This is a genomic window from Bradyrhizobium sp. USDA 3256, from assembly GCF_054058275.1.
The window spans coordinates 5897154-5919148 of sequence record NZ_JBSSAE010000002.1 but is presented as its reverse complement, the minus strand read 5'-3'; the positions used below and the strand labels follow the sequence as shown (position 1 = coordinate 5919148).

The 21995-nt window shown below is 64.7% G+C and carries 16 protein-coding genes; 11 read left to right on the top strand and 5 right to left on the bottom strand.

Features of this window, described 5'->3' with window-relative positions:
- Nucleotides 1–25: 25 nt before the first annotated feature.
- Nucleotides 26–595 (bottom strand): glycosyltransferase family protein, encoded by a 570-nt coding sequence (locus tag ACVWY5_RS29905; RefSeq protein WP_018273373.1) that lies wholly within the window; start codon nucleotides 593–595, stop codon nucleotides 26–28.
- A 164-nt stretch (nucleotides 596–759) separates the two neighbouring features.
- On the opposite strand from ACVWY5_RS29905, the gene ACVWY5_RS29900 reads away from it, so the two are divergent.
- From ACVWY5_RS29900 to ACVWY5_RS29885, 4 genes are all read left to right on the top strand, one after another.
- Nucleotides 760–1926, top strand: a complete 1167-nt coding sequence (locus ACVWY5_RS29900; RefSeq protein WP_028334798.1) for a PA0069 family radical SAM protein — start codon at nucleotides 760–762, stop codon at nucleotides 1924–1926.
- Nucleotides 1927–2050: 124 nt separating this feature from the next.
- Nucleotides 2051–2497 (top strand): VOC family protein, encoded by a 447-nt coding sequence (locus ACVWY5_RS29895; protein WP_028334799.1) that lies wholly within the window; start codon nucleotides 2051–2053, stop codon nucleotides 2495–2497.
- A 94-nt stretch (nucleotides 2498–2591) separates the two neighbouring features.
- The gene (locus ACVWY5_RS29890; RefSeq protein ID WP_028334800.1) at nucleotides 2592–3359 is read left to right on the top strand and encodes a ribonuclease HII; all 768 of its coding nucleotides are present in this window, start codon (nucleotides 2592–2594) and stop codon (nucleotides 3357–3359) included.
- A 258-nt stretch (nucleotides 3360–3617) separates the two neighbouring features.
- On the top strand, nucleotides 3618–5126 hold the full coding sequence (locus ACVWY5_RS29885; protein WP_028334801.1) for a glycosyltransferase family 39 protein: 1509 nt from the start codon (nucleotides 3618–3620) through the stop codon (nucleotides 5124–5126).
- 106 nt (nucleotides 5127–5232) lie between these two features.
- On the opposite strand, the gene ACVWY5_RS29880 is transcribed toward ACVWY5_RS29885, so the two are convergent.
- Complete coding sequence (locus ACVWY5_RS29880; protein ID WP_028334802.1) at nucleotides 5233–6054, bottom strand: uracil-DNA glycosylase; 822 nt, start codon at nucleotides 6052–6054, stop codon at nucleotides 5233–5235.
- A gap of 294 nt (nucleotides 6055–6348) precedes the next feature.
- Here ACVWY5_RS29880 and ACVWY5_RS29875 point away from each other — a divergent pair, with 294 nt between their 5' ends.
- The 6 genes from ACVWY5_RS29875 (at nucleotide 6349) to ACVWY5_RS29850 (ending at nucleotide 15699) form a co-directional block, all read left to right on the top strand.
- On the top strand, nucleotides 6349–8007 hold the full coding sequence (locus ACVWY5_RS29875) for an electron transfer flavoprotein-ubiquinone oxidoreductase (protein WP_028334803.1): 1659 nt from the start codon (nucleotides 6349–6351) through the stop codon (nucleotides 8005–8007).
- Between the two features lie 422 nt (nucleotides 8008–8429).
- Nucleotides 8430–10214, top strand: coding sequence for a tetratricopeptide repeat protein (locus tag ACVWY5_RS29870; RefSeq protein ID WP_028334804.1), 1785 nt, complete (start codon nucleotides 8430–8432; stop codon nucleotides 10212–10214).
- Between the two features lie 256 nt (nucleotides 10215–10470).
- Entirely contained in the window at nucleotides 10471–11358 is an 888-nt protein-coding gene (locus tag ACVWY5_RS29865; protein WP_028334805.1) for a 4-(cytidine 5'-diphospho)-2-C-methyl-D-erythritol kinase, read from the top strand.
- A 1024-nt stretch (nucleotides 11359–12382) separates the two neighbouring features.
- Nucleotides 12383–13309: an SMP-30/gluconolactonase/LRE family protein gene (locus ACVWY5_RS29860; protein ID WP_028334806.1), complete on the top strand. Its 927-nt coding sequence runs from the start codon at nucleotides 12383–12385 to the stop codon at nucleotides 13307–13309.
- Nucleotides 13310–13433: 124 nt separating this feature from the next.
- Entirely contained in the window at nucleotides 13434–14027 is a 594-nt protein-coding gene (locus ACVWY5_RS29855) for a GNAT family N-acetyltransferase (RefSeq protein WP_028334807.1), read from the top strand.
- 28 nt (nucleotides 14028–14055) lie between these two features.
- A complete protein-coding gene (locus tag ACVWY5_RS29850) occupies nucleotides 14056–15699 on the top strand; it encodes a GMC family oxidoreductase N-terminal domain-containing protein (RefSeq protein WP_028334808.1) in 1644 nt (547 codons plus the stop codon).
- Between the two features lie 331 nt (nucleotides 15700–16030).
- On the opposite strand, the gene ACVWY5_RS29845 is transcribed toward ACVWY5_RS29850, so the two are convergent.
- The 3 genes from ACVWY5_RS29845 to ACVWY5_RS29835 all read right to left on the bottom strand — a co-directional run bounded on the left by ACVWY5_RS29845 (nucleotide 16031) and on the right by ACVWY5_RS29835 (nucleotide 20535).
- The gene (locus ACVWY5_RS29845; protein ID WP_028334809.1) at nucleotides 16031–17533 is read right to left on the bottom strand and encodes a flavin-containing monooxygenase; all 1503 of its coding nucleotides are present in this window, start codon (nucleotides 17531–17533) and stop codon (nucleotides 16031–16033) included.
- Nucleotides 17534–17611: 78 nt separating this feature from the next.
- Nucleotides 17612–18454: an AAA family ATPase gene (locus ACVWY5_RS29840; RefSeq protein WP_028334810.1), complete on the bottom strand. Its 843-nt coding sequence runs from the start codon at nucleotides 18452–18454 to the stop codon at nucleotides 17612–17614.
- Nucleotides 18455–18636: 182 nt separating this feature from the next.
- Nucleotides 18637–20535 carry a diguanylate cyclase gene (locus ACVWY5_RS29835; protein WP_038377584.1) on the bottom strand — a complete coding sequence of 633 codons (1899 nt, stop codon included), beginning with the start codon at nucleotides 20533–20535 and terminating at the stop codon, nucleotides 18637–18639.
- Between the two features lie 182 nt (nucleotides 20536–20717).
- On the opposite strand from ACVWY5_RS29835, the gene ACVWY5_RS29830 reads away from it, so the two are divergent.
- Entirely contained in the window at nucleotides 20718–21893 is a 1176-nt protein-coding gene (locus ACVWY5_RS29830; RefSeq protein WP_028334812.1) for a vWA domain-containing protein, read from the top strand.
- The last annotated feature ends 102 nt before the right edge of the window (nucleotides 21894–21995 follow it).

Genomic DNA, 21995 nt, shown 5'->3' with positions numbered 1-21995 from the left:
ATCAAATAATCCGCAAGCGCTTTGTTCAGGCTACCATGATCCGGCTGCGCAGCATGGTGCGGGAGGAGCGGCCGAGCCGGCGCAGCAGGCGCGCCTCGGAGCGGCGGGCGTCCGGCCGGTAGCCGCCGATCCGCTCGTAATGCTCGCGCGCGATCAGGAGCCCTTGTTCAGCCGAGGGGCCGGTGATCATCCGGGCGACGAATTTGAGGCCGTCGCGCAGGCCCGGGTCGGTGTAGGGCGCGCGGGCGTAGCGGAAGATGCCGGCGCGGTCCTTGCCGCTCGCCGCCACCATCTGGATGAACTGCGTGGTTTCCTCGATCCAGCCGGCATCGAGCACCGCGCCCGGATGCAGGAACATCAGCCAGGGCGACCGCGCCTGCCGCGCGCCTGCCGCAAGCGCCGCGGCGCGCGTGCCCTCGAAGCGCAGGAAGCGGCAGCCGGCGACGTCGGCGACGCGCTCCATCACGTCGCTGTTGCTTCGGTCGACCAGCAGCACTTCGCGGATGACGCCCGCGGCCGCGCCCGGCACCAGCGCCGCCAACGTTGCGACCGCGGTGCGCTCGACGCCGTCGGTTGGAATGATCACGCTCAGCATGATTTTGAGGCTTCGATGGCTCAAACGGTGGAGAAACTCCGGCCGTGTTATCACCTTGTCATATTCAAAGCAGCCTGTTCGCGTGCAGAATTATGTAGCAACGTTCTGTGGAATTTCTCAGTTCATGTTCTTGATTTGTTCTAGCGCTGTGTTAGCTTCAAAGCATGAGCCGAGCATCCTCTCATGCCCTCAAGCACCCGCCGGTAACGGCGCCCTCCGATAACCCGGCGGGTGCACCTTCCCCCTTTCCCGAGCTTGCGGTCGCGATCGAGCGCGAGCGGCGGCGCGGCCGCGGCGCGCAGTCCAACGCCAGCGGCCGCTACGAGGCCGAGGCCCGCGTTGCCTTCGACGACGGCTGGCAGAGCCTCGAGGACCTGCCGCCGTTCACGACCAGCGTGGCGCTCGACACCTCGCGCAAGGTGATCACCCGCAACGACTCGCCCGACATCGGCTTCGACCGTTCGATCAATCCGTATCGCGGCTGCGAGCATGGCTGCGTCTATTGCTTCGCGCGGCCGACCCACGCCTATCTCGGCCTGTCGCCGGGGCTGGATTTCGAATCCAAGCTGTTCGCCAAGCCGGACGCACCCGCGCTGCTCGAGAAGGAGCTGGCGGCACCGGACTACGAGGCGCGGATGATCGCGATCGGCACCAACACCGATCCCTACCAGCCGATCGAGCGCGACCGGAAGATCATGCGCGGCCTCCTCGAGGTGCTGGAGCGCGCCGGCCATCCGGTCGGCATTGTCACCAAGTCGGCGCTGGTGACCCGCGACGTCGACATCCTGTCGCGGATGGCCAAGCGCAATCTCGCCAAGGTCGCGCTCTCGGTGACGACGCTCGACCCGAAGCTTGCCCGCACCATGGAGCCGCGCGCCTCGACCCCGCCGAAGCGGCTCGAGGCGATCAGGCGGCTCGCGGATGCCGGCATCCCTACCACGGTGATGGTCGCACCCGTGATCCCGGCGCTGAACGACTCCGAGATCGAGCGCATCCTCGATGCCGCCGCGCATGCCGGCGCCAGGGAGGCGAGCTACGTGCTGCTGCGCCTGCCGCTAGAGGTGCGCGATCTGTTCCGCGAATGGCTGATGGCGAACTATCCCGACCGCTACCGTCACGTCTTCACGCTGATCCGCGACATGCGCGGCGGCCGCGACTACGACTCGCAATGGGGCACGCGGATGAAGGGCACCGGCCCGATGGCCTGGATGATCGGCCGCCGCTTCGAGATCGCCTGCGAAAAGCTCGGCCTCAACAAGCGGCGCACCAAGCTGACCACCGATCACTTCGCCAAGCCGAAGCGTAACGGACAGCAGCTCAGCCTGTTCTAGGTTAAGACCCGTAGCCCGGATGAAGCGCAGCGAAATCCGGGGCTCTTCGACTCCTGGCTGAAGCTTTCCCGGATTGCGCTTCGCTCCATCCGGGCTACGAACATAACAATGAGTGAGTGCAAACATGAGCAACACCCCGACCGCACGCTTCACCGTCCTCACGCTCGGCGTCAGCGACATGCGCGCCAGCATCGGCTTTTATGAATCGCTTGGCTTCACCAGGAAGATGCGCGCGACCGGCGAGGAGGTCGCCTTCTTCGAGACCGGCGGCACCGTGCTCGGCCTGTTCCCGTGGCATCTGCTCGCCGCCGATGCCGGGCTGCCGGATCAGCCACGGCCGTTAGCGTTCCGCGGCGTCGCGATCGCTTGGAACTGCAACGACGACGCCGAGGTCGATCGTGTGATGGCGTTCGCGCTGTCGAAAGGCGCCAGGCTGCTGAAGCCCGCGCAGCCCACCAGCTATGGCGGCTATTGCGGCTATTTCGGCGATCCCGACGGCCACGCCTGGGAAGTGGTGCGCGCGCCGGGCTTTGAGGTTCGCGACGACCGCCGGGTGTCAATTCCCGATTAGAGCGCCGATCCCGATTGGAGCGGCGGATTGAATAACGGGGAAGGGCGCCAGGTTCCCGGTTGCGCCACGGGCCGGGCTTGATCACCATCCCGGTATGATTCGGGACAAGTCCAGCGGCACGTCCAAGACCGCGTCGAAGAAGAAACCGGCCAAGCCGGACAAGCGCGTCATCGTGGTGACGCGGCCGAGCTTTCGGCGCGAGCGCGCGCTGATCAAGCGCGGTGTCTGGCCGGTTGCCGGCTGCGACGAGGCCGGGCGCGGGCCGCTGGCGGGTCCGGTGGTCGCCGCCGCCGTGGTGCTGGACCCAAATCGGATTCCCAAGGGGCTCGATGATTCGAAGCGGCTGACCGTCGAGCGCCGCGAGGAACTGTTCGAGGAAATCTGCGCGACAGCAGCGTTCTCGGTCGCGGTGGCGTCACGGGCGCGGATCGACCGCGACAACATCCTGCGCGCCTCGCTGTGGGCGCTCGCGCGCGCCGTGCATGCGCTGCCGGAAATGCCGAAGCACGTCTTCGTCGACGGCCGCGACAAGCTCGCCACGTCCTGCGACTGCGATGCCGTGATCGGCGGCGACGGCATCGTGGCCTCGATCGCGGCGGCCTCGATCATCGCCAAGGTGACGCGCGACCGCCTGATGTGCGCGCTGGCGCTGGATTGTCCCGGTTACGGCTTCGAGCAGCACAAGGGCTATGCGGTCCCGGAGCACCTCGAGGCGCTTGACCGGCTCGGGCCGAGCAGCCATCACCGCAGCTTCTTCGCGCCCGTCGTCGCGGCGCGGCTGAAGCATTTCCCGGTCCCGGCCGAGCCGGACCTGTTCACGGTGGACGCCGAAAGCGAAGCCGCGGCATCCGAAGCGGCGTAAAGCGCGGCGGCGCCGCACTCTCGATGTCATCGCCCGGCTTCGACCGGGCGATCCAGTATTCCAGAGACAGTTGTGCTCAAGCCTGGCCGCCGCGGCGTACTGGATGCCCGGCCTTCGCGGGGCATGACACCTGCATTTGACTTTGCACCGTGGACTCATCCAGCCCCGGTTGCCTCCACCGCCGCCGCCGTTTATCAAAAACCCTCGGGATCAGATGGTGCCGCTTGATAGGGGTGGCTGGGGCATTTCAGGCGTTTCATGCGGTTTACCTCCCTGGTTGTCGAACTGATCCGCGCCCGGCCGCGCCTCGTGGTCTGGATCGTGGTGCTGGCGCAGGCCGCGATCTGGCTGTTCCTGCCGGCCATCTTCTACGGCAGTCCGCCCGGCAACCTCGCCACCATCCTCGCCTTCGGCCGCGAATATCAGGTCGGCACCGACATGGGACCGCCGCTCGCGTTTTGGCTCGCCGACATCGCCTTCCGCGCCGTCGGCAATCACGTGTTCGGCGTCTATCTCCTGGCGCAGGTCTGCGAAATCGTCACCTTCATCGCCTTCTACGCCCTGGCGCGCGCCATCGTCGGCGGCCCGCAGGGCGTGCTGGCGGTGCTGCTGTCGATGACGGTCGTGGTGTTCTCCTCGCCAAGCGTCGAGTTCGGCCCGCTGATCCTGGCGCGCCCGCTCTGGGCGCTGCTGCTGCTGCATTCCTGGCAGCTGATCGGGCAGAACCGGCGCAGCGCCTGGTTCGCCTGGTCGATCGATTGCGGCCTCCTGCTGCTGACGACGCCGGCGGCGATCGGCATGATCCTGCTCGTGACAGGCTTTGCGCTCGGAACCGAGCGCGGGCGGCGCATGCTCAAATCGGTCGATCCGATCTACGCGCTGCTCGTGATCATCGTGCTGGCGCTGCCCTACCTGATCTGGCTGCTCCGCGCCGACGTGCTGGCGCTGCCGGCCCTGCCGGCACTCGCCGATCTCAAGGCGCACGCGCTGCGCTGGGGCGTGGTGCTCGGCGGGCTGATCGTGGCGACCGCCGCGATCGCGATGCTGGCGATCCTCAATTCGCGTTGGTTCGCCCGCGATACGGAGGATGCTCCGATCATCTACCGTCCGCCGGTCAGCCAACTGGCGCGGCAATTCGTGTATTTCTTCGCGTTCGCGCCGGCGATCGCCGGCAGCTTCGTCTCCGGCCTGTTCAATCTCGATCGCGCCTTCGGCGGCGCCGGCGTGGCGCTGCTGATGTCCGGGCTCGCGGTCGTCGTCGCGACCGGCGACCTGATCCCGCTCAGGCGGCAGCGGCTGCTGCGTTCGGTCTGGGCCCTGGCGGTCGCGGCGCCTGCGGCGCTCGCGCTGGCGGCGGCGCTATTCCTGCCCTGGACCAGCACCACTGAGGCGTCCACCTCGCTGCCGGCAGCCGCGATGGGCCGCTTCTTCGATGACAGCTATGAGCGCCGCACCAACCAGCGCCTGCGCGCGGTGGCCGGCGATCCCGAACTTGCCAGCCTGATTGCGATGAACGGCCGCCGCCCGCATCTTTTGCTCGACGCGGCGCCGCAGCGGACGCCGTGGCTGTCGGTCGCAAAATTCAACGAGACCGGCGGCGTCGTGGTCTGGCGCGCGCAGGACACCGCCGGCACGCCGCCGCCCGACATCGCGCAGCGCTTCCCCGGCCTCGTGCCCGAAGTGCCGCGTTCGTTCGACCGGCTGGTCAACGGACGGCAGCCGGTGCTGCGGATCGGCTGGGCGATCGTGCGGCCGAAGGGGACGTGATTTGACGTGGAGCCGTAGCCCGGATGAAGCGGAGCGAAATCCGGGGCCGCTCTTTCACGCCACCTGATCCACCCGGATTGCGCTTCGCTCCATCCAGGCTACGAAGCTACGCGCTCGCCACCTGCAACACCTTCGCGATCGCGCGCAGATCCTGCCACGACAGCCGCTTGTACGACGGCGAGCGCAGCAGATAGGCCGGATGGAAGGTGGCGACGGCGCGGATCGTGCGGGTGCCGGTGTCGTAGTCGATCCATTTGCCGCGCGTGCGCATGATGCCCTCGCGCGTGCCGAGCAGCGCCTGCGTCGAGGGATTGCCGAGCGTCACCAGCACGTCGGGATTCACCAATTCGATATGGCGCTGGATGAAGGGCAGGCACACCTGCGTCTCCTGCGGCGTCGGCGTGCGGTTGCCGGGCGGCCGCCACGGGATCACGTTGGCGATATAGGCCTTGCTGCGGTCGAGCCCGATCGCGGCGATCATGCGGTCGAGCAGCTTGCCGGAGCGGCCGACGAACGGCAGGCCCTCGATGTCCTCGTCGCGGCCCGGCGCCTCGCCGACGAACATCACGCGCGCCTGCGGATTGCCGTCGGCGAACACCAGCCTGGTCGCGGTGTGCTTGAGCGCACAGCCGTCGAAATTCTCCATCAGCGTGCGCAGGGCTTCAAGCGTCGGCGCGGTCCGCGCAGCTTCGCGCGCGGAAGCGATCGCGGCATCCGGCGCCACGGTGATTTCGCTGCGCGGAACTGACGGCATCGGCGGCGGACGCAGCGGATTGAGCACAGTCGATGGACGCGGCGCGGCAGGGGCGGGAACTGGCTCCGGCTCCTCGAGCCGGTTGATGGGGGCATCGCCAAGCGCGCAATCGACCCCGGCCTCGAGGTAAAAGGCCAGCAATTGCTGCAGTGTAGGGGTGGGCTCGGGCATCAGGGCCATGATCGCGGCAATTTAGAGCATGATCCGGAAAAGTGGAAACCGGTTTTCCGAAAAGATCATGCTCAAACAATGAGATGAGATCATGATGCGATTCCGCGGGAACGCATCGTGATCGAGCGCATGATCCGGAAAAGTGCAGGCTCCTTTTCGGAAAAGATTATTCTCTGCGGTACCCGGGCCGTGCAAACCCATGGAAGCGCAATTCCATGGTTGTCCTTCCGCCAAAAATCGGAAACAACGACCCCTGAAAAGCTTAGAAGCGTTCTCAATGGGCTGAGATCAAAGATCATGAGTGCTGAAGACCTTCCTCCGCGCGAGTCTATGGAATTCGACGTCGTCATCGTAGGCGCCGGCCCATCGGGCCTGTCGGCCGCGATCCGGCTGAAGCAGCTCAATCCGGAGCTCTCGATCGTCGTGGTGGAGAAGGGCTCCGAAGTCGGCGCGCACATCCTGTCGGGTGCGGTGATCGATCCGGCCGGCCTCGACAAGCTGGTGCCCGACTGGCGCGAGGACGCCGACTGTCCCCTGAAGACGCAGGTCAAGCAGGACCGCTTCTACTGGACGACGTCGCAAGGCTGGTTCCGCCTGCCGAACTTCATCATGCCGCCGCTGATGAACAATCATCACTGCTACATCGGCTCGCTCGGCAATGTCTGCCGCTGGCTGGCCCCAAAGGCGGAAGCGCTCGGCGTCGAGATCTATCCGGGCTTTGCCGCGGCCGAAGTGCTTTATGACGACAAGGGCGCGGTGCGCGGCATCGCCACCGGCGACATGGGCATTGCCAGGGACGGCAGCCACAAGGATTCCTACACCCGGGGCATGGAGCTGCTCGGCAAGTATACGCTGTTCGCCGAAGGCGCGCGCGGCTCGCTGTCCAAGCAGCTGATCGCGAAGTTCAATCTCGATGCCAACTCCGAGCCGCCGAAGTTCGGCATCGGCCTCAAGGAGGTCTGGCAGATCGACCCGGCGAAGCACAAGAAGGGTCGGGTGCAGCACACGCTCGGCTGGCCGCTGAACGACAGGACCGGCGGCGGCTCGTTCCTCTATCACTACGACGACAACCGGGTCGCGGTCGGCTTCGTGGTGCATTTGAACTACAATGACCCCTATCTGTCGCCGTTCGACGAATTCCAGCGCTTCAAGACCCATCCCGATGTCCGCGAGCTGTTCGAGGGCGGCAAGCGGCTCGCCTATGGCGCGCGCGCCATCACCGAGGGCGGCTACCAGTCGGTGCCGCGGCTCTCGTTCCCCGGCGGCGCGTTGATCGGCTGCGCGGCGGGCTTCGTCAACGTGCCGCGCATCAAGGGCGTCCACAACGCGATGGGCTCCGGCATGCTCGCCGCCGAGCATGTCGCGGCCGCGCTCGGCGCCGGACGCGCCAATGACGAGCTCGTCGAGTACGAGAACGCCTGGCGCTCGTCGGCGATCGGCAAGGACCTGTTCAAGGTTCGCAACGCCAAGCCGTTGCTGTCGAAGTTCGGCAACCTGCTCGGAACGGTGCTGTCCGGCTTCGACATGTGGTGCAACACGCTCGGCTTCTCGCTGTTCGGCACGCAGTCGCACGCCAAGCCGGATCGCAAGACGCTCGATCCGTCCAAGCAGCACCAGCCGATTGCCTATCCGAAGCCGGACGGCAAGATCTCGTTCGACAAGCTGTCGTCGGTGTTCCTGTCCAACACCAACCATGAGGAGGACCAGCCGGTCCATCTCAAGGTCGCTGACCTCAATCTGCAGAAGACCTCGGAGCACGACGTGTTCGCCGGTCCCTCCAACCGCTATTGCCCGGCCGGCGTCTATGAATGGGTCGAGGAGTCCTCAGGCCCGCGCTTCCAAATCAACGCCCAGAACTGCGTCCACTGCAAAACCTGCGACGTGAAGGACCCCAACGGCAACATCACCTGGGTTCCGCCGGAGGGCGGCGGCGGTCCGAACTACGAGGCGATGTAAGGTGAGGCGGCCGACCACATTTGCGTGAGGCCGACGCGCGCGTTGCCGCAACCTCCGCTTGGCCTCTCCGCGTGTGGAGCGGCCGGATTGCACCACCGGCGACAACAGAAGACGCAGAAAAGGGTGCCGTGGCACCCGTATCTCGCGCTTTTTGCGTCCGCACGCGAATATGCCCGGCCCGGTCACGATACCGCCATAGTGGGGGCGTCTTGCGGGGGCTGGCTGGATCGGCGGGCCTAAAGGCCTAATCTGCCAATTGATTCGTCATGGGTTGCCTTTGGGCGATCCTTGCGGATAAGCGCCAAAAGCGGCATTGTCGCCCCGCCGTGATGCCGCCGCTTGGGTTCGCATTTTGAGACTGATCGCAAGATCTTGGCCATAAATTCCATCTTGGCGTAAATCCCTGGAGCAAGGCGACCGTGATGCTGTCCACTCGATTCAACCGCCTGACGATTGCCGTTCTCGCTGCCGCGGCACTTGCCGTGCCTGCGCAGCTTGCAGCGCAAACGCCGGACCATCCGACCGACAATACCGCGCAATTCCCGTCCAAGAACGACCTGAAGTCGCTGACCACCGCCGGTAGCTATCTCGCCGCCCGCCACGCCAGCGTCGAGCGCGATGCGACCTCGGCCGCGGCGTTCTACCGCTCGGCGCTGCGCACCGACCCGAAGAATTCCGAGCTGCTCGACCGCGCCTTCATCTCCTCGCTCGCCGACGGGGACATCGAGGAGGCGGTCAAGCTTGCCGACCGCATCCTCACCCAGGACAAGGCCAACCGCGTTGCGCGCCTCGTCGTCGGCGTGCGCGATCTCAAGCTGAAGAAATATGCCGCCGCGCAGTCCAACATCAACCAGTCGGTGCGCGGCCCGATCACCGATCTCGTCGCGACGCTGCTGTCGGCCTGGGCCGCCTATGGCGCCGGCGACAGCAAAGCCGCGGTCGCCTCGATCGACAAGCTGACCGGCCCCGAGTGGTACCCGATCTTCAAGGACCTCCATGCCGGCATGATCTATGAGCTGTCCGGCAAAGAGAAGGATGCCGGCGCCCGCTTCGAGCGCGTCTACAAGCTCGACGATTCGATGCTGCGCACGGTCGACGAATATGCGCGCTGGACCTCGCGCAACAAGGACGCGGCCGCCGCGACCGCGATGTACGAGGCGTTCGACAAGAAGCTGCCGCGTCACCCGCTGGTGCTGGAAGGCATCAAGGAGACCAAGGCCGGCAAGAAGCTGCCGCCACTGGTCGAGTCACCGCAGGCCGGCGCGGCCGAGGCGCTGTACGGCATCGGCGCGACGCTGACCCGCCGCGGCGGCGAAGACCTCGCGCTGGTCTATCTGCAACTCGCGCTCTATCTGCAGCCCAACCATCCGCTGGCGCTGCTGTCGCTTGCCGATCTCTATGAATCGGTGAAGAAGCCGCAGATGGCGATCAAGGTCTACGAGCGGATGCCGGCGTCCTCGCCGCTGAAGCGCAACGCGCAGATCCAGCTCGCGACCAATCTCGATGCCGCCGACCGCAGCGAAGAGGCGATCAAGATCCTCAAGGAAGTCACATCGGATCAGCCGAAGGACATCGAGGCGATCCTGGCGCTCGGCAATATCGAGCGCGGCCGCAAGAAGTTCGCCGACTGCGCCACCACCTATTCGCAGGCGATCGACGCGCTGCCGGCCGGCGGCGACAAGAACGCCTGGGTCACCTATTACTATCGCGGCATCTGCGAGGAGCGCTCCAAGCAGTGGAACAAGGCCGAGGCCGACATGCGCAAGGCGCTCGAGCTGCAGCCCGAGCAGCCGCATGTGCTGAACTATCTCGGCTATTCCTGGATCGACCAGGGTATCAACCTCGACGAAGGCATGAAGATGATCAAGCGTGCCGTCGATCAGCGCCCTGACGACGGCTACATCGTCGACTCGCTCGGCTGGGCCTATTACCGGATCGGCAATTACGAGGAGGCGGTGAAGAACCTCGAGCGCGCGATCGATCTGAAGCCGGAAGATCCGACCATCAACGACCATCTCGGCGACGCCTACTGGCGCGTCGGCCGCACCCTGGAAGCCAAGTTCCAGTGGGCGCATGCCCGCGACCTCAAGCCCGAGCCGGAAGAGCTGCCGAAGATCCAGGCCAAGATCGACAACGGCCTGCCGGACGACACCTCCAACGCCGCCGCTGCCGAGAAGAAGAAGGACGACGACGGCAAGGGCGGCTGAGCGGCGGTCGTCGCGTTGCATCTTCATAAAATACCGTGATGCCCGGGCTAGTCCCGGGCATTGACGTTTGCCCGTCATGGCCGGGCTTGACCCGGCCATCCATCCCTTCGAGAAATTCGTTCTTGGTTGATAGATGCCCGGGTCAAGCCCGGGCATGACGAGTCATGGCGGAATTTCCATCCAAACAAAGGGATAGGATCGTGCGGCGATTTACGCTAATCGCATCACGATGTTTGTTTTTTAGGGGTTTATCGCCGTGCCGGCGCTGATTGAAGAAGGGCGTGCCAAGGTCAACCTGACGCTGAAGGTTGTCGGGCGGCGCGTCGACGGGTTTCACGACTTGGAGAGCGTCGTCGCGTTTGCCGATTGCGCCGATCGTCTCACGCTCGAGCCGGGACCGGAGCTGTCGCTTTCGATGGCGGGACCGCTGGCCGATGCCTGCGGCGATACATCGGACAATCTGGTGCTGAAGGCCGCGCGGCTGCTCGGCGAGCGCGTCGCGGACCTCGAGGTCGGCCATTTCACGCTGGAGAAGGTGCTGCCCGTTGCGGCCGGCATCGGCGGCGGCTCGGCGGATGCCGCGGCGGCGCTGCGGCTGTTGGCGCGGCTCAATGAGCTCTCGCTCGACGATAGCAGGATCATGGAGGTCGCGCTGCAGACCGGCGCTGACGTGCCGGTGTGCGTCGCCTCGCGCGCCTGCGACATGACCGGCGTCGGCGAAGGCCTGCTGCCGCTCGACCTGCCGAAAATGCCGTGCGTGCTGGTCAATCCGCGCGTGCCGGTTGCGACCAGGGACGTCTTCAATGCGCTCGGTCTGCGCAATGGCGAACTCCTGATCGGCGCCACCGATGTCGTGATGCAGGCGCCGTCGTGGCCGGAAGCCGGCCGCGCGATCGACGATTGGATCGCGGCGCTGGAGCGCGGCACCAACGATCTCGAAGCCCCCGCGGCGCGCATCCAGCCCGTCATCAGTGACGTGCTGTCCGCGCTGCGTAAGACCCGGGACGTTCGCCTGGTGCGCATGTCGGGCTCGGGCGCGACCTGCTTTGCCGTGTTCGGAACCGACGCCGACGCCGAGGCGGCCGGCGAACAACTCCGCGCCGATCACCCCGGCTGGTGGGTGCATGCGGGCACGCTGAGCTAGCGCGTGGCCATTCTCTCTCCGTCATTCCGAGGCTTGCGCCAGGAGGCGCGCCCTCAGGTGCGCAATTGCGCACCGTGAATGACGACGGAGAGGGGTGCGACAAAACAACCCAGCAAAACCTGTCAATCCTCGCACGCGAAAATATTTCGCTTTATCAGAAGCGCAACTCAGTGCTATAGAAGCAGCCGTCTCACCCGATTGAGGGGCGCTTCGCGGTCGTCACGAACGTGGGTCGAGGTGCGGTGGACGCTGCGCGTGGTGCTGACGAGAGCACGCAAGGCGGACGGCGAAATCGTGCAGGCCTGACGCCCTAGCGGCAGGTGTCTCTTCGCAAAACGCGAACGTGTCTTGTGAAGACGGTGACAAAAAAGCCAAGTCTCACCGGGGAGAGCACGTATAAGCCGTAACCCATCGCGCAGGGAAAGCCGGGTTGCTTCCGGTTACACCTGTGGTCCTACCCCCGAGCCTTCTACCCATTGCTCGGGGCCCATGGGTGCGATCGGCACCCGGCTTTCCCTGCGCCCTCTGCTGATGAGAGGACGGAAAGAAGAGCAAAGCTCGGACAGATCATGTCGCGAGAATGCGGAAGTTTGACTCACTGTCCGTGCCACCTATTCGGTGTCGTCCCTGCCTAAAGCATGATCCGGAAAAGTGCGAAGCGGTTTTCCGAAAAGATCATGCTCAAACAAAGAGCTAAGGTGCGATGACGATTCAACCTAATCTCATCGCGCTTTAGTGCGCAATTGCGCACGGGAGCAGGGACCCATAACCACAGGCCGTCACCGTTGAGCGACGCCCGAGCAACGAGTCCCATTCACAATATCTGCCGCGGAGTATGGGTCCCTGCCTTCGCAGGGACGACAGGGGCATTTGCGGCGCGCCCATCCCACCTCAACGCCGGGCAGCCTTGCGGGGCCATTGCTTGGCAAGCCAAACCCCGTTTGCCATAACGGGATGAAACAACAACGTTGCGCGTGCGGGACCGTTCGGAATCCGCCTGCAGCCAAAGAGCCGGGAGGATGCCATGGCCAATATCCGAGTTCTCGCCACCGATCTGGAGTTTCCCGAAGGTCCGGTCGTCATGCCCGACGGTTCGGTCGTGTTGGTCGAAATCCGCGGCCAGCGGCTGACGCGGGTTTATCCCGACGGGCGCAAGGAGATCGTCGCCAAGGTGCCGGGCGGCCCGAACGGCGCGGCGCTCGGCCCCGACGGCAAGATGTACATCTGCAACAATGGCGGCTTCTCCTGGATTCCGACCCGCAATATGATCATGCCGGGACCGCAGCCGGAGGATTATCTCGGCGGCTCGATCCAGCGCGTCGATCTGCAATCCGGCAAGGTCGAGACCGTCGTCACGAAATGCGGCGAGCACGAACTGCGCGGGCCGAACGATCTGGTGTTCGACAGGCAAGGCGGCCTGTGGTTCTCCGACCTCGGCAAGCGCCGCGCGCGAGACATGGATGTCGGCGCGTTCTACTATCTGAGGCCCGGCATGAACGAGATCGTCGAGGCGGTGCACGGCATCCTGCCGGCCAACGGCATCGGCCTGTCGCCGGACGAGAAGACCGTCTACATCGCGGAGACGCCGACCGCGCGGCTGTGGGCCTATGAAGTTTCAGAGCCCGGCACCGTCAAGCCGCGTGACGTGATCTATCGCGGCGAGCGCGGCAAGCCGATCGCCGGCCTCGGCGGCTACCAGATGTTCGACTCGCTCGCGGTCGAGGCATCGGGCAATGTCTGCGTCGCGACGCTGGTCTCGGGCTGCATCTCGGTGATAGCGCCCGACGGCACCGTGGTCGAGCAGGTGCCGACCGGCGACCGCGTCACCACCAACATCGCCTTCGGCGGCCCCGAGCTGAAGACCGCCTACATCACGCTGTCGGGCAAGGGCGAGCTGATCGCGATGGACTGGCCGCGGCCGGGATTGCCGCTGAACTTTCTGAATAGATGACGATTGCGCTTCGCGAAGCGCAATCGTCATTCCGGGATGGTGCGAAGCACCAGACCCGGAATCTCGAGATTCCGGGTTCGATGCTGCGCATCGCCCCGGAATGACAAGGATGGAGAGATCTCGAATGCCCTGGCTTGAACCGGTCACCCTTCGCGGCGCACATGCGCGGCTGGAGCCGCTGTCCTACGATCATTGCGACGGGCTGGTCGACGCGGTGAAGGACGGCGAGCTGTCAAAGCTCTGGTACACCGCGATCCCGCAGCCGGAGAATATGGCCAAGGAGATCGACCGCCGGCTCGGCCTGCAAAAGGCCGGATCGATGCTGCCGTTCACGGTGTTCGACGCCGACGGCAAGATTTCCGGCATGACGACCTACATGAACGTCGACACGCCGAACCGTCGCGTCGAGATCGGCTCGACCTGGTACGCCAAGCGTGTGCAGCGCAGCGCGGTCAACACGCAGTGCAAACTGCTGCTGCTGACTCATGCCTTCGGGAAGCTTGACTGCATCGCGGTCGAGTTCCGCACGCATTTCTTCAATCACCAGAGCCGGCGCGGCATCGAGCGTCTGGGTGCGAAGCAGGACGGCATCCTGCGCAGCCATCAGATCGCACCCAACGGCACGTTGCGCGACACCGTGGTTTACAGCATCATCGCCAGCGAATGGCCGACGGTGAAGGCGCATCTGACCTATCAACTCAACGAAAAGCCGCGCTGACACGATAGTCGGCGCCAGAAACGAGACGATGGAAACGTTCGATTATGTGATCATCGGCGCGGGCTCCGCCGGGAGCGTGCTGACCAACCGCTTGAGTGAAGACGCGGGCACCAGGGTGTGCGTGCTCGAGGCGGGGCCGAGCGACTGGCATCCCTACATCCATCTGCCGGCCGGCTTCATCAAGACCTTCCACATGAAGAGCGTGAACTGGGCCTACCAGCAGGAGGTGGGTCCCTACACCGGCGGGCGCAGCATCTATGCGCCGCGCGGCAAGACGCTCGGCGGCTCGTCCTCGATCAACGGCCACATCTATAATCGCGGCCAGCGCCAGGATTTCGACACCTGGGCGCAGCTCGGCAATCGCGGCTGGGGCTATCCCGACGTGCTGCCCTATTTCCGGCGAATGGAGAGAAGGATCGGCGAGGGCGACGACACCTATCGCGGCCGCGACGGCAACCTCACCGTCACCACGATGGACTGGCAGGACCCGCTCTGCGAGGCTTTCATGGCAGGCGCGGTCAGCCTCGGTATTCCGCGCAATCCTGATTACAATGGCCAGATCCAGGAGGGCGTGTCGTACTGCCAGCGCACCATCCTGAATGGACGCCGGGTCAGCGCCGCGACCGCGTTCCTGCATCCGGCGCGGCGGCGGCCCAATGTCGACGTGCGCACGCATGCGCATGTCACCGGCATCGTCTTCGAGGGCAAGCGCGCGGTCGGCGTGCGCTACAATCGCGGCGGCAAGCACGGCGATCCCCTGGAGATCCGCGCCACCAAGGAGGTCATCCTCTCCGGCGGCGCCTACAACTCGCCGCAGCTGTTGCAGCTCTCCGGCGTCGGCGCGCCCGAGTTGTTGCAGGCGCACGGCATCGAGGTGCGCCACGCGCTCCCTGGCGTCGGTGAAGGCCTGCAAGATCACTACGCGCCGCGCTCGGTCGCGCGGGTCAAGAATATCAGGACCATCAACGAGCTTCGCCGCGGCTTCAGCCTGTGGGGCGAGGCGATCAAATGGGCGGCGACGCGGCGCGGCCTGCTGTCGCTGTCGCCGACCATGGTCTACTGCTTCTGGCATTCCGGCGAGACCACCGAGAGCTCCGATCTGCAGCTCACCTTCACTCCGGCGAGCTACAAGGAAGGCGTGCAGGGCCAGCTCGAGGACGAGCCCGGCATGACTGTGGCGTCATGGCAGCAGCGGCCGGAGAGCCGCGGCTATGTCCGCATCCGTTCGGCCGATCCGTTCGCGCCGCCGATCATCCAGACCAACTATCTCGCCGAGGAGATCGACCGCCGCGTCGTCGTCGCCGGCATGAAACTGGCGCGCCGGCTGCTCGCCTCCGAGCCGCTCAGTCCGTACTACGCCTATGAGGACTTTCCGGGTCCGAAGGTCACGAGCGACGACGAACTGCTCGCCGCTGCGACCCAGCGCGGCACCACCACCTTCCATCCCGGCTGCACCTGCCGGATGGGACCGGCGGACGCGCCGTGGGCGGTGGTCGACGATCAGCTTCGGGTCCATGGCATGGAGGGCCTGCGCGTGATCGACGCCTCGATCATGCCGCGGATGATCTCGGCCAATCTCAACGCCTCGACCCTGATGATCGCCGACAAGGCCTCCGACATGATCCGCGGCAAGGCACCGGAGGCGGCTGCGAAGCTGCCGGAGTATGCGTGAGGGAGTTGATACGTACGACAATAACCGTTCAGCGTCGTCCCGGCGAAGGCCGGGACCCCTAACCACCGATGGTTATTGTTGCGTGCCGGTGGAATGACGAGTCCCACCCCACAACATCCGCCGCGGAGTATGGGTCCCTGCTTTCGCAGGGACGACAGCGGAGAGTGTGTGGCCGTTAAAGCGCGATGAGATTAGGTTGAATCGTCATCGCGCCTTAGCTCTTTGTTTGAGCATGATCTTTTCGGAAAACCGCTTCGCACTTTTCCGGATCATGCTTTAGCAGCTCAGGATGACGCGAAACATAGTGGAGCTCAGCCGTAGACGGTGGAGCTCAGCTGTAGACGAACGCCTTGTCCTTGAGGTCGATCGCCGGGAATTCGTCCTTCTCGGCCCAGTAGTCCTGGTTGTGCTGCCACTCCGGCTTGTCGCCGCGCTTCGGCAAGAGGTGCATGCCGCGCATCATGTAGCCGGGGTTGAAGTTCTCCGGATCGATCCATGGCAGCAGCGGCATGTTGTGGTCTTCGGGGCGCAGCTCCGGCGTCACCTTCTTCGCGCCGGTCGCGTTCATGTGCTGCAGCAGGCGGCAGACGAAGTCGCCGACCAGATCGACGCGCAAGGTCCAGCTGGCGCGGAAATAGCCGAACACCCAGACGAGGTTCGGCACGCCGGTGAACATCATGCCGCGATAGGTCACGGTATCGGCGAAGTCGAGCGGCTTGCCGTCGATCTCGAAGTCGATGCCGCCATTGGCCGAGAGGTGGAAGCCGGTCGCGGTGATGATGATGTCGGCCTCGAGCTCTTTGCCGGACTTGAGCAGGATGCCCGTCTCGGTGAAGCGGTCGATCTCGTCGGTGACGACCGACGCCTTGCCGCCCTTGATGGCGTGGAACAGGTCGGCATCCGGCACGAAGGCGATGCGCTGCCGCCACGGCCGGTAGCTCGGCGTGAAGTGGGTGGCGATGTCGTAGTCCCTGCCGAGGACGGCTTCGACCGCTGCGAGCAGGTCCTTCTTGGCGCCCTCGGGCTCGGCGAAGGTCCGCTTGGTGAAGGCGTCCTGCTCGAACAGGATCTTGCGGCGGGTGATCTCGTGGATCCAGTGTTCGTCGACCTGCAGCCTGCGCAGCTCCTCGGCGATCTCGATGGCGTTGCGGCCGGTGCGGAAATAGGTCGGCGAGCGCTGCAGCATGGTGACATGGGCGGCGTCCTTGGCCATCGCCGGGATCAGCGTCGCAGCGGTGGCGCCGGAGCCGATCACGACCACGCGCTTGCCCTTGTAGTCGAGGTCGTCGGGCCAGGTCTGCGGATGCACGACGGTGCCCTTGAACTTCGCCATGTCGGTCCATTCGGGCGTATAGCCCGCGTCGTGGCGATAATAGCCCTGGCACATCCAGAAGAAATTGGTCGTGAAGCGCAGCCGCTCGCCGGTGTCGATGCGCGTCGCATCGATGGTCCAGAGATTGGTCTCGTTCGACCACTTCGCCGCGGTGATGGTGTGGCGATAGCGGATGTGACGGGCGATGTCGTTCTCCTCGATCACCTCGCCCATGTACTTCAGGATCTCTGCAGCGGTCGCGATCGGCGCGCTGGTCCACGGCTTGAAGCGATAGCCGAAGGTGTGCAGGTCGCTGTCGGAGCGGATGCCCGGATAGCGATGGGTGGACCAGGTGCCGCCAAAAGTCTTCTGCGTCTCGAGCACCACGAAGCTGGTGCCGGGGCATTGCGTGGCGAGGTGGTAGGCGGCGCCGACGCCGGAGATGCCGGCGCCTGCGATCAGGACGTCGAAGTGCTCTGTGGTGACGGGCTCGGCGGCCCGGATCTGGGTCTGGACGTTCATCTTCCCTGGTCTTCTTGTTTGTGGAGCTGCAGAAGCAAAACGCCGGAGCCATCGCCCCGGCGTTTGCCGATATCGGAACTAGACTTCGCGGCGGCTGAGGAAAGCCAGCCGCTCGAACAGATGCACATCCTGCTCGTTCTTGAGCAGCGCGCCATGCAGCGGCGGGATCAGCTTGCGCGGATCGCGCTCCCTGAGCATCTCCGGCGTGATGTCCTCGTTCAACAGCAGCTTGAGCCAGTCGAGCAGCTCCGAGGTCGACGGCTTCTTCTTCAGGCCAGGCACCTCGCGGACCTCGAAGAAGATCCGCAGCGCCTCTTCCACCAGCCGCTTCTTGATGCCGGGGAAGTGCACATCGACGATCTTGCCCATCGTCTCGGTGTCGGGAAACTTGATGTAGTGGAAGAAGCAGCGGCGCAGGAAGGCGTCCGGCAGTTCCTTCTCGTTGTTCGACGTGATCATCACGATCGGGCGCAGCTTCGCCTTGATGGTCTCGCCGGTCTCGTAGACGTGGAATTCCATGCGGTCGAGTTCGAGCAGCAGATCGTTGGGGAATTCGATGTCGGCCTTGTCGATCTCGTCGATCAGGAGCACCGGACGCTTCTCGTTGGTGAAGGCCTCCCACAGCTTGCCGCGCTTGATGTAGTTCTTGATGTCGGACACGCGGGCGTCGCCGAGCTGGCTGTCGCGCAGCCGCGAGACGGCGTCGTATTCGTAGAGGCCCTGCTGCGCCTTGGTGGTCGACTTGATGTGCCAGGTCAAAAGCGGCGCGTCGATCGCCTTGGCGACTTCCTCGGCCAGCACGGTCTTGCCGGTGCCGGGCTCGCCCTTCACCAGCAGCGGGCGCTCGAGCACGATGGCGGCATTGACGGCGACCTTGAGGTCATCGGTGGCGACGTAGTCCTTGGTACCCGTGAATTTCATCTATCTGTTTGCCTTGCTTCGTTCGTCGGCGGCCCCGGCCCCCACACGAAACGACCGCTCTCGCAGCGGTCGCATGTCCTCTCCGATATCTTGTCCGGTACAATTCTAGTTGAAAAAGCCGGGCGGTCTAGCGCGGATTCCGCAGCGCAGCGGTACCTAGACGGCACCGGGCGCATAGTATGTCAGGCGTACTGTTTCCGCCCCGCGGAATGATTGTCACCCGCGAGCGACGAGGCCAGCACCGTGCGGTCGCGTCCCGAACGTTTCGCCTCATAGAGCGCAAGATCGGCCCGGCCGAGCAGTTCGGTCTCGCTCGCGGTCGCGGCCGACCGGCTGGCGATCCCGAGGCTGATCGAAACCACGCCGCGGCGCGCGGCCGGATTGGCCATCGCCAGCGACCGTACCGTGAGGCGCATCGCCTCGGCGACCTTCAGTGCATCCTGCTCGCCGACGCCGGGCAGGATGATCGCGAACTCCTCGCCGCCGTATCGCGCCGCCAGCGCCGTGGTGTTGTCGGTGGCGCCCGCGATCACGCGCGCCACGCGCCGCAGGCATTCGTCGCCGGCCTGGTGACCTTGCGTGTCGTTGAAACCCTTGAAGTGATCGATGTCGAGCATAATCAGCGAGATCTGCTCCCGATCGCGGAACTCGCGCGGCAGCGCGCTGTCGAAGCTGCGGCGATTGGCGAGCGCCGTCAGGCCATCGGTGGTCGCAAGCTCGGACAGGCGGATGTTCAGCGCGTTGAGCTCGTCCTCCATCTTGCGGCGCTCGGTCACGTCGCGCAGCACGCCGACGACCTCGATGGCTTGGTGATCTTCCGCCGCGCCCGCAAGCTTGAAATTAATCTCGACCCAGACCTCGCTGCCGTTGGCGCGGAAGGTCTTGAATTCGACGGTCTTGGTGGTGGTCCAGTTGGTCAATTCCGATGTCGCTTTGGCGACGTCGGCGAGATGATCGGGGTGCACGAACTCGAAGCAGGATTTGCCGATCAGATCGTCCGGCTTGCGGCCGAGGATGGTCTCGACCGATTGCGACACGAACAGGAAGCTGCCGTTACGGTCCAGCAGGATCACCACATCGGCGATGTTGTCGGCCAGCAGCCGGTAGCGTGCCTCGCGTTCCCTGAGCATCCGCGCGACCCTGGTGCGCTTGGCAAACTCCTTGCCGAGCAGGATCGCGAACAGGATGACGCCTCCCATCAGGATGACGGCGACAAGCAGGTCGTTGCGCAAATCGTCATGCCATGCGGCGAGAACCTGGGCTTCCGGCAAGGCGACGGTGACCACGATCGGATATTGCGAAGCGCGCTCGAAGCCAAGATATTTGACGCGTCCGTCGAACGGCGATGTGGTTTTCGTGTAGCCCGTCCGGTCCTGCTCGATCCTCGCCTTGAAAGCCGCGGAAACCTCCTTGTTCCACTTGCCCGCCGGCCAGTGCGCCAAGACCATGCCGTCGAGCCGAAGCAGGGTAATTCCGGCATGCGGACCGAATTTGAAGGCTTGATAGAAGTTGTCGAAATAGCTTGTCTCGATGGTCGCGAACAACACGCCGCCGAAGCCGCCATCCTCCCTGGTGACGCGTCGCGAGAGTACGATGGTCGGCTGACCGGTCAGCCGCGACTGCAATGGCTCGCTGATATGCAGCAATGCATCTGTCGAGTCGCGATGGCCGATGAAATAGCCGCGATCGGCATTGTTGTGCGCTGGCAGCTCCGCGGCCGACGAGTAGATCCTGTTGCCGTCGGGGTCGATCACGCCGATCTCCTTGATCTGCGGCAGCGCGTCGGCGGTCTTGCGCAGCGCCGCGTTGAAGCGGTCGACGCGCGGCTTCTGGTATTTCAGCAGATCCACCATGGCGTTCATGGCCACGTCGATCGCCTGGACCGAATGCGAGGCGTGTTCCGCCAGCGAGTGGGTCAGGTTGCGGATGTCGTGCTCGCCCTGGGCCAGCGCCGTGGTGCGCGCCTCGACCGCCTTCCAGATCAACAGACCCAGCACGAATATGCTCATGGCCGCCACCACGGCGGCGACGATCGCTGTCGGCGAAAACAGTTTCGGCAGCTTGGCAGGGCTGTTGGACAAGTCGGTCGGGTCCACTGGCGTCGTGTCGCCTCCAGTGATCAACGCCCGATCTTAATGTCACGTTTCGCCGCCGGGAGCCGAAGCTGGCCGGGGTGGTTAAGTGAAAGTGAATGGCTGATCCGCAGCCGCAACCGGGGGAGGGGCCCTTGACGGCACCGGCAGGGCGGGCGATTTAAGTAAATATGTTCCTGCAGTTTTTCACATCGCTGCGCGACGCCCAGGTCCCCGTGACGCTACGGGAATATCTGACCTTGATGGAAGCGCTTGACGCCGATCTCGCCGAGCAGACGGTCGAGAACTTCTACTATTTGTCGCGCGCCGCGCTGGTGAAGGACGAGCGCAATCTCGACAAGTTCGACCGCGTGTTCGGCACCGTGTTCAAGGGGCTCGAGAGCCTGCTCGACGCCATGGGCAAGGCGGAGATCCCCGAGGAGTGGCTGAAGAAGCTCGCGGAGAAATATCTCACCGAGGAAGAGAAGAAGCAGATCGAGGCCATGGGCTGGGACAAGCTCATGGAGACCCTGAAGAAGCGGCTCGAGGAACAGAAGGGCCGCCACCAGGGCGGTACCAAGTGGATCGGTACCGCCGGCACCTCGCCGTTCGGCGCCCATGGCTATAATCCCGAGGGCGTCCGGATCGGACAGGAGAAGAACCGCAACAACCGCGCCGTGAAGGTGTGGGACAAGCGCGAGTTCAAGGATCTCGACGGCAATGTCGAGCTCGGCATCCGCAACATCAAGGTGGCGCTGCGGCGGCTGCGCAAGTTCGCGCGCACCGGCGCGCCGGACGAGCTCGACCTCGACACCACGATCAAGGAGACCGCCAACCACGGTTATCTCGACGTGCACATGCGCCCCGAGCGGCGCAACGCGGTCAAGGTGCTGGTGTTCTTCGATATCGGCGGCTCGATGGATTCGCATATCGAGCAGGTCGAGGAACTGTTCTCGGCCGCCAAGAGCGAATTCAAGCACATGGAATATTTCTACTTCCACAACTGCCTCTATGAAGGCGTCTGGAAGCAGAACAAGCGGCGCTTCACCGATCGCACGCCGACCTGGGACGTGCTGCACAAGTACCCGCACGACTACAAGGTGGTGTTCGTGGGCGACGCCTCGATGTCGCCTTACGAGATCATGGTTCCCGGCGGCTCGGTCGAGCATGTCAATGAAGAGGCCGGCTCGGTCTGGCTCGATCGCATCATCCGCACCTATCCGCACGCGGTGTGGCTCAATCCGGTGGCGCAGAAGCACTGGGACTATTCGGAATCGACCACCATCATCCGCCGCTTGTTCTCCGAGCGCATGTATCCGATCACGATCGAAGGTCTGGAGAACGCGATGCGGGAGCTGGTGCGCTGACTTTGATTTCGTCATTCCGGGGCGCGAAGCGAACCCGGAATCTCGAGATTCCGGATCGGCCGCGTTGCGTCCGTCCGGAATGACGGTGGCAGAAAACGCGAA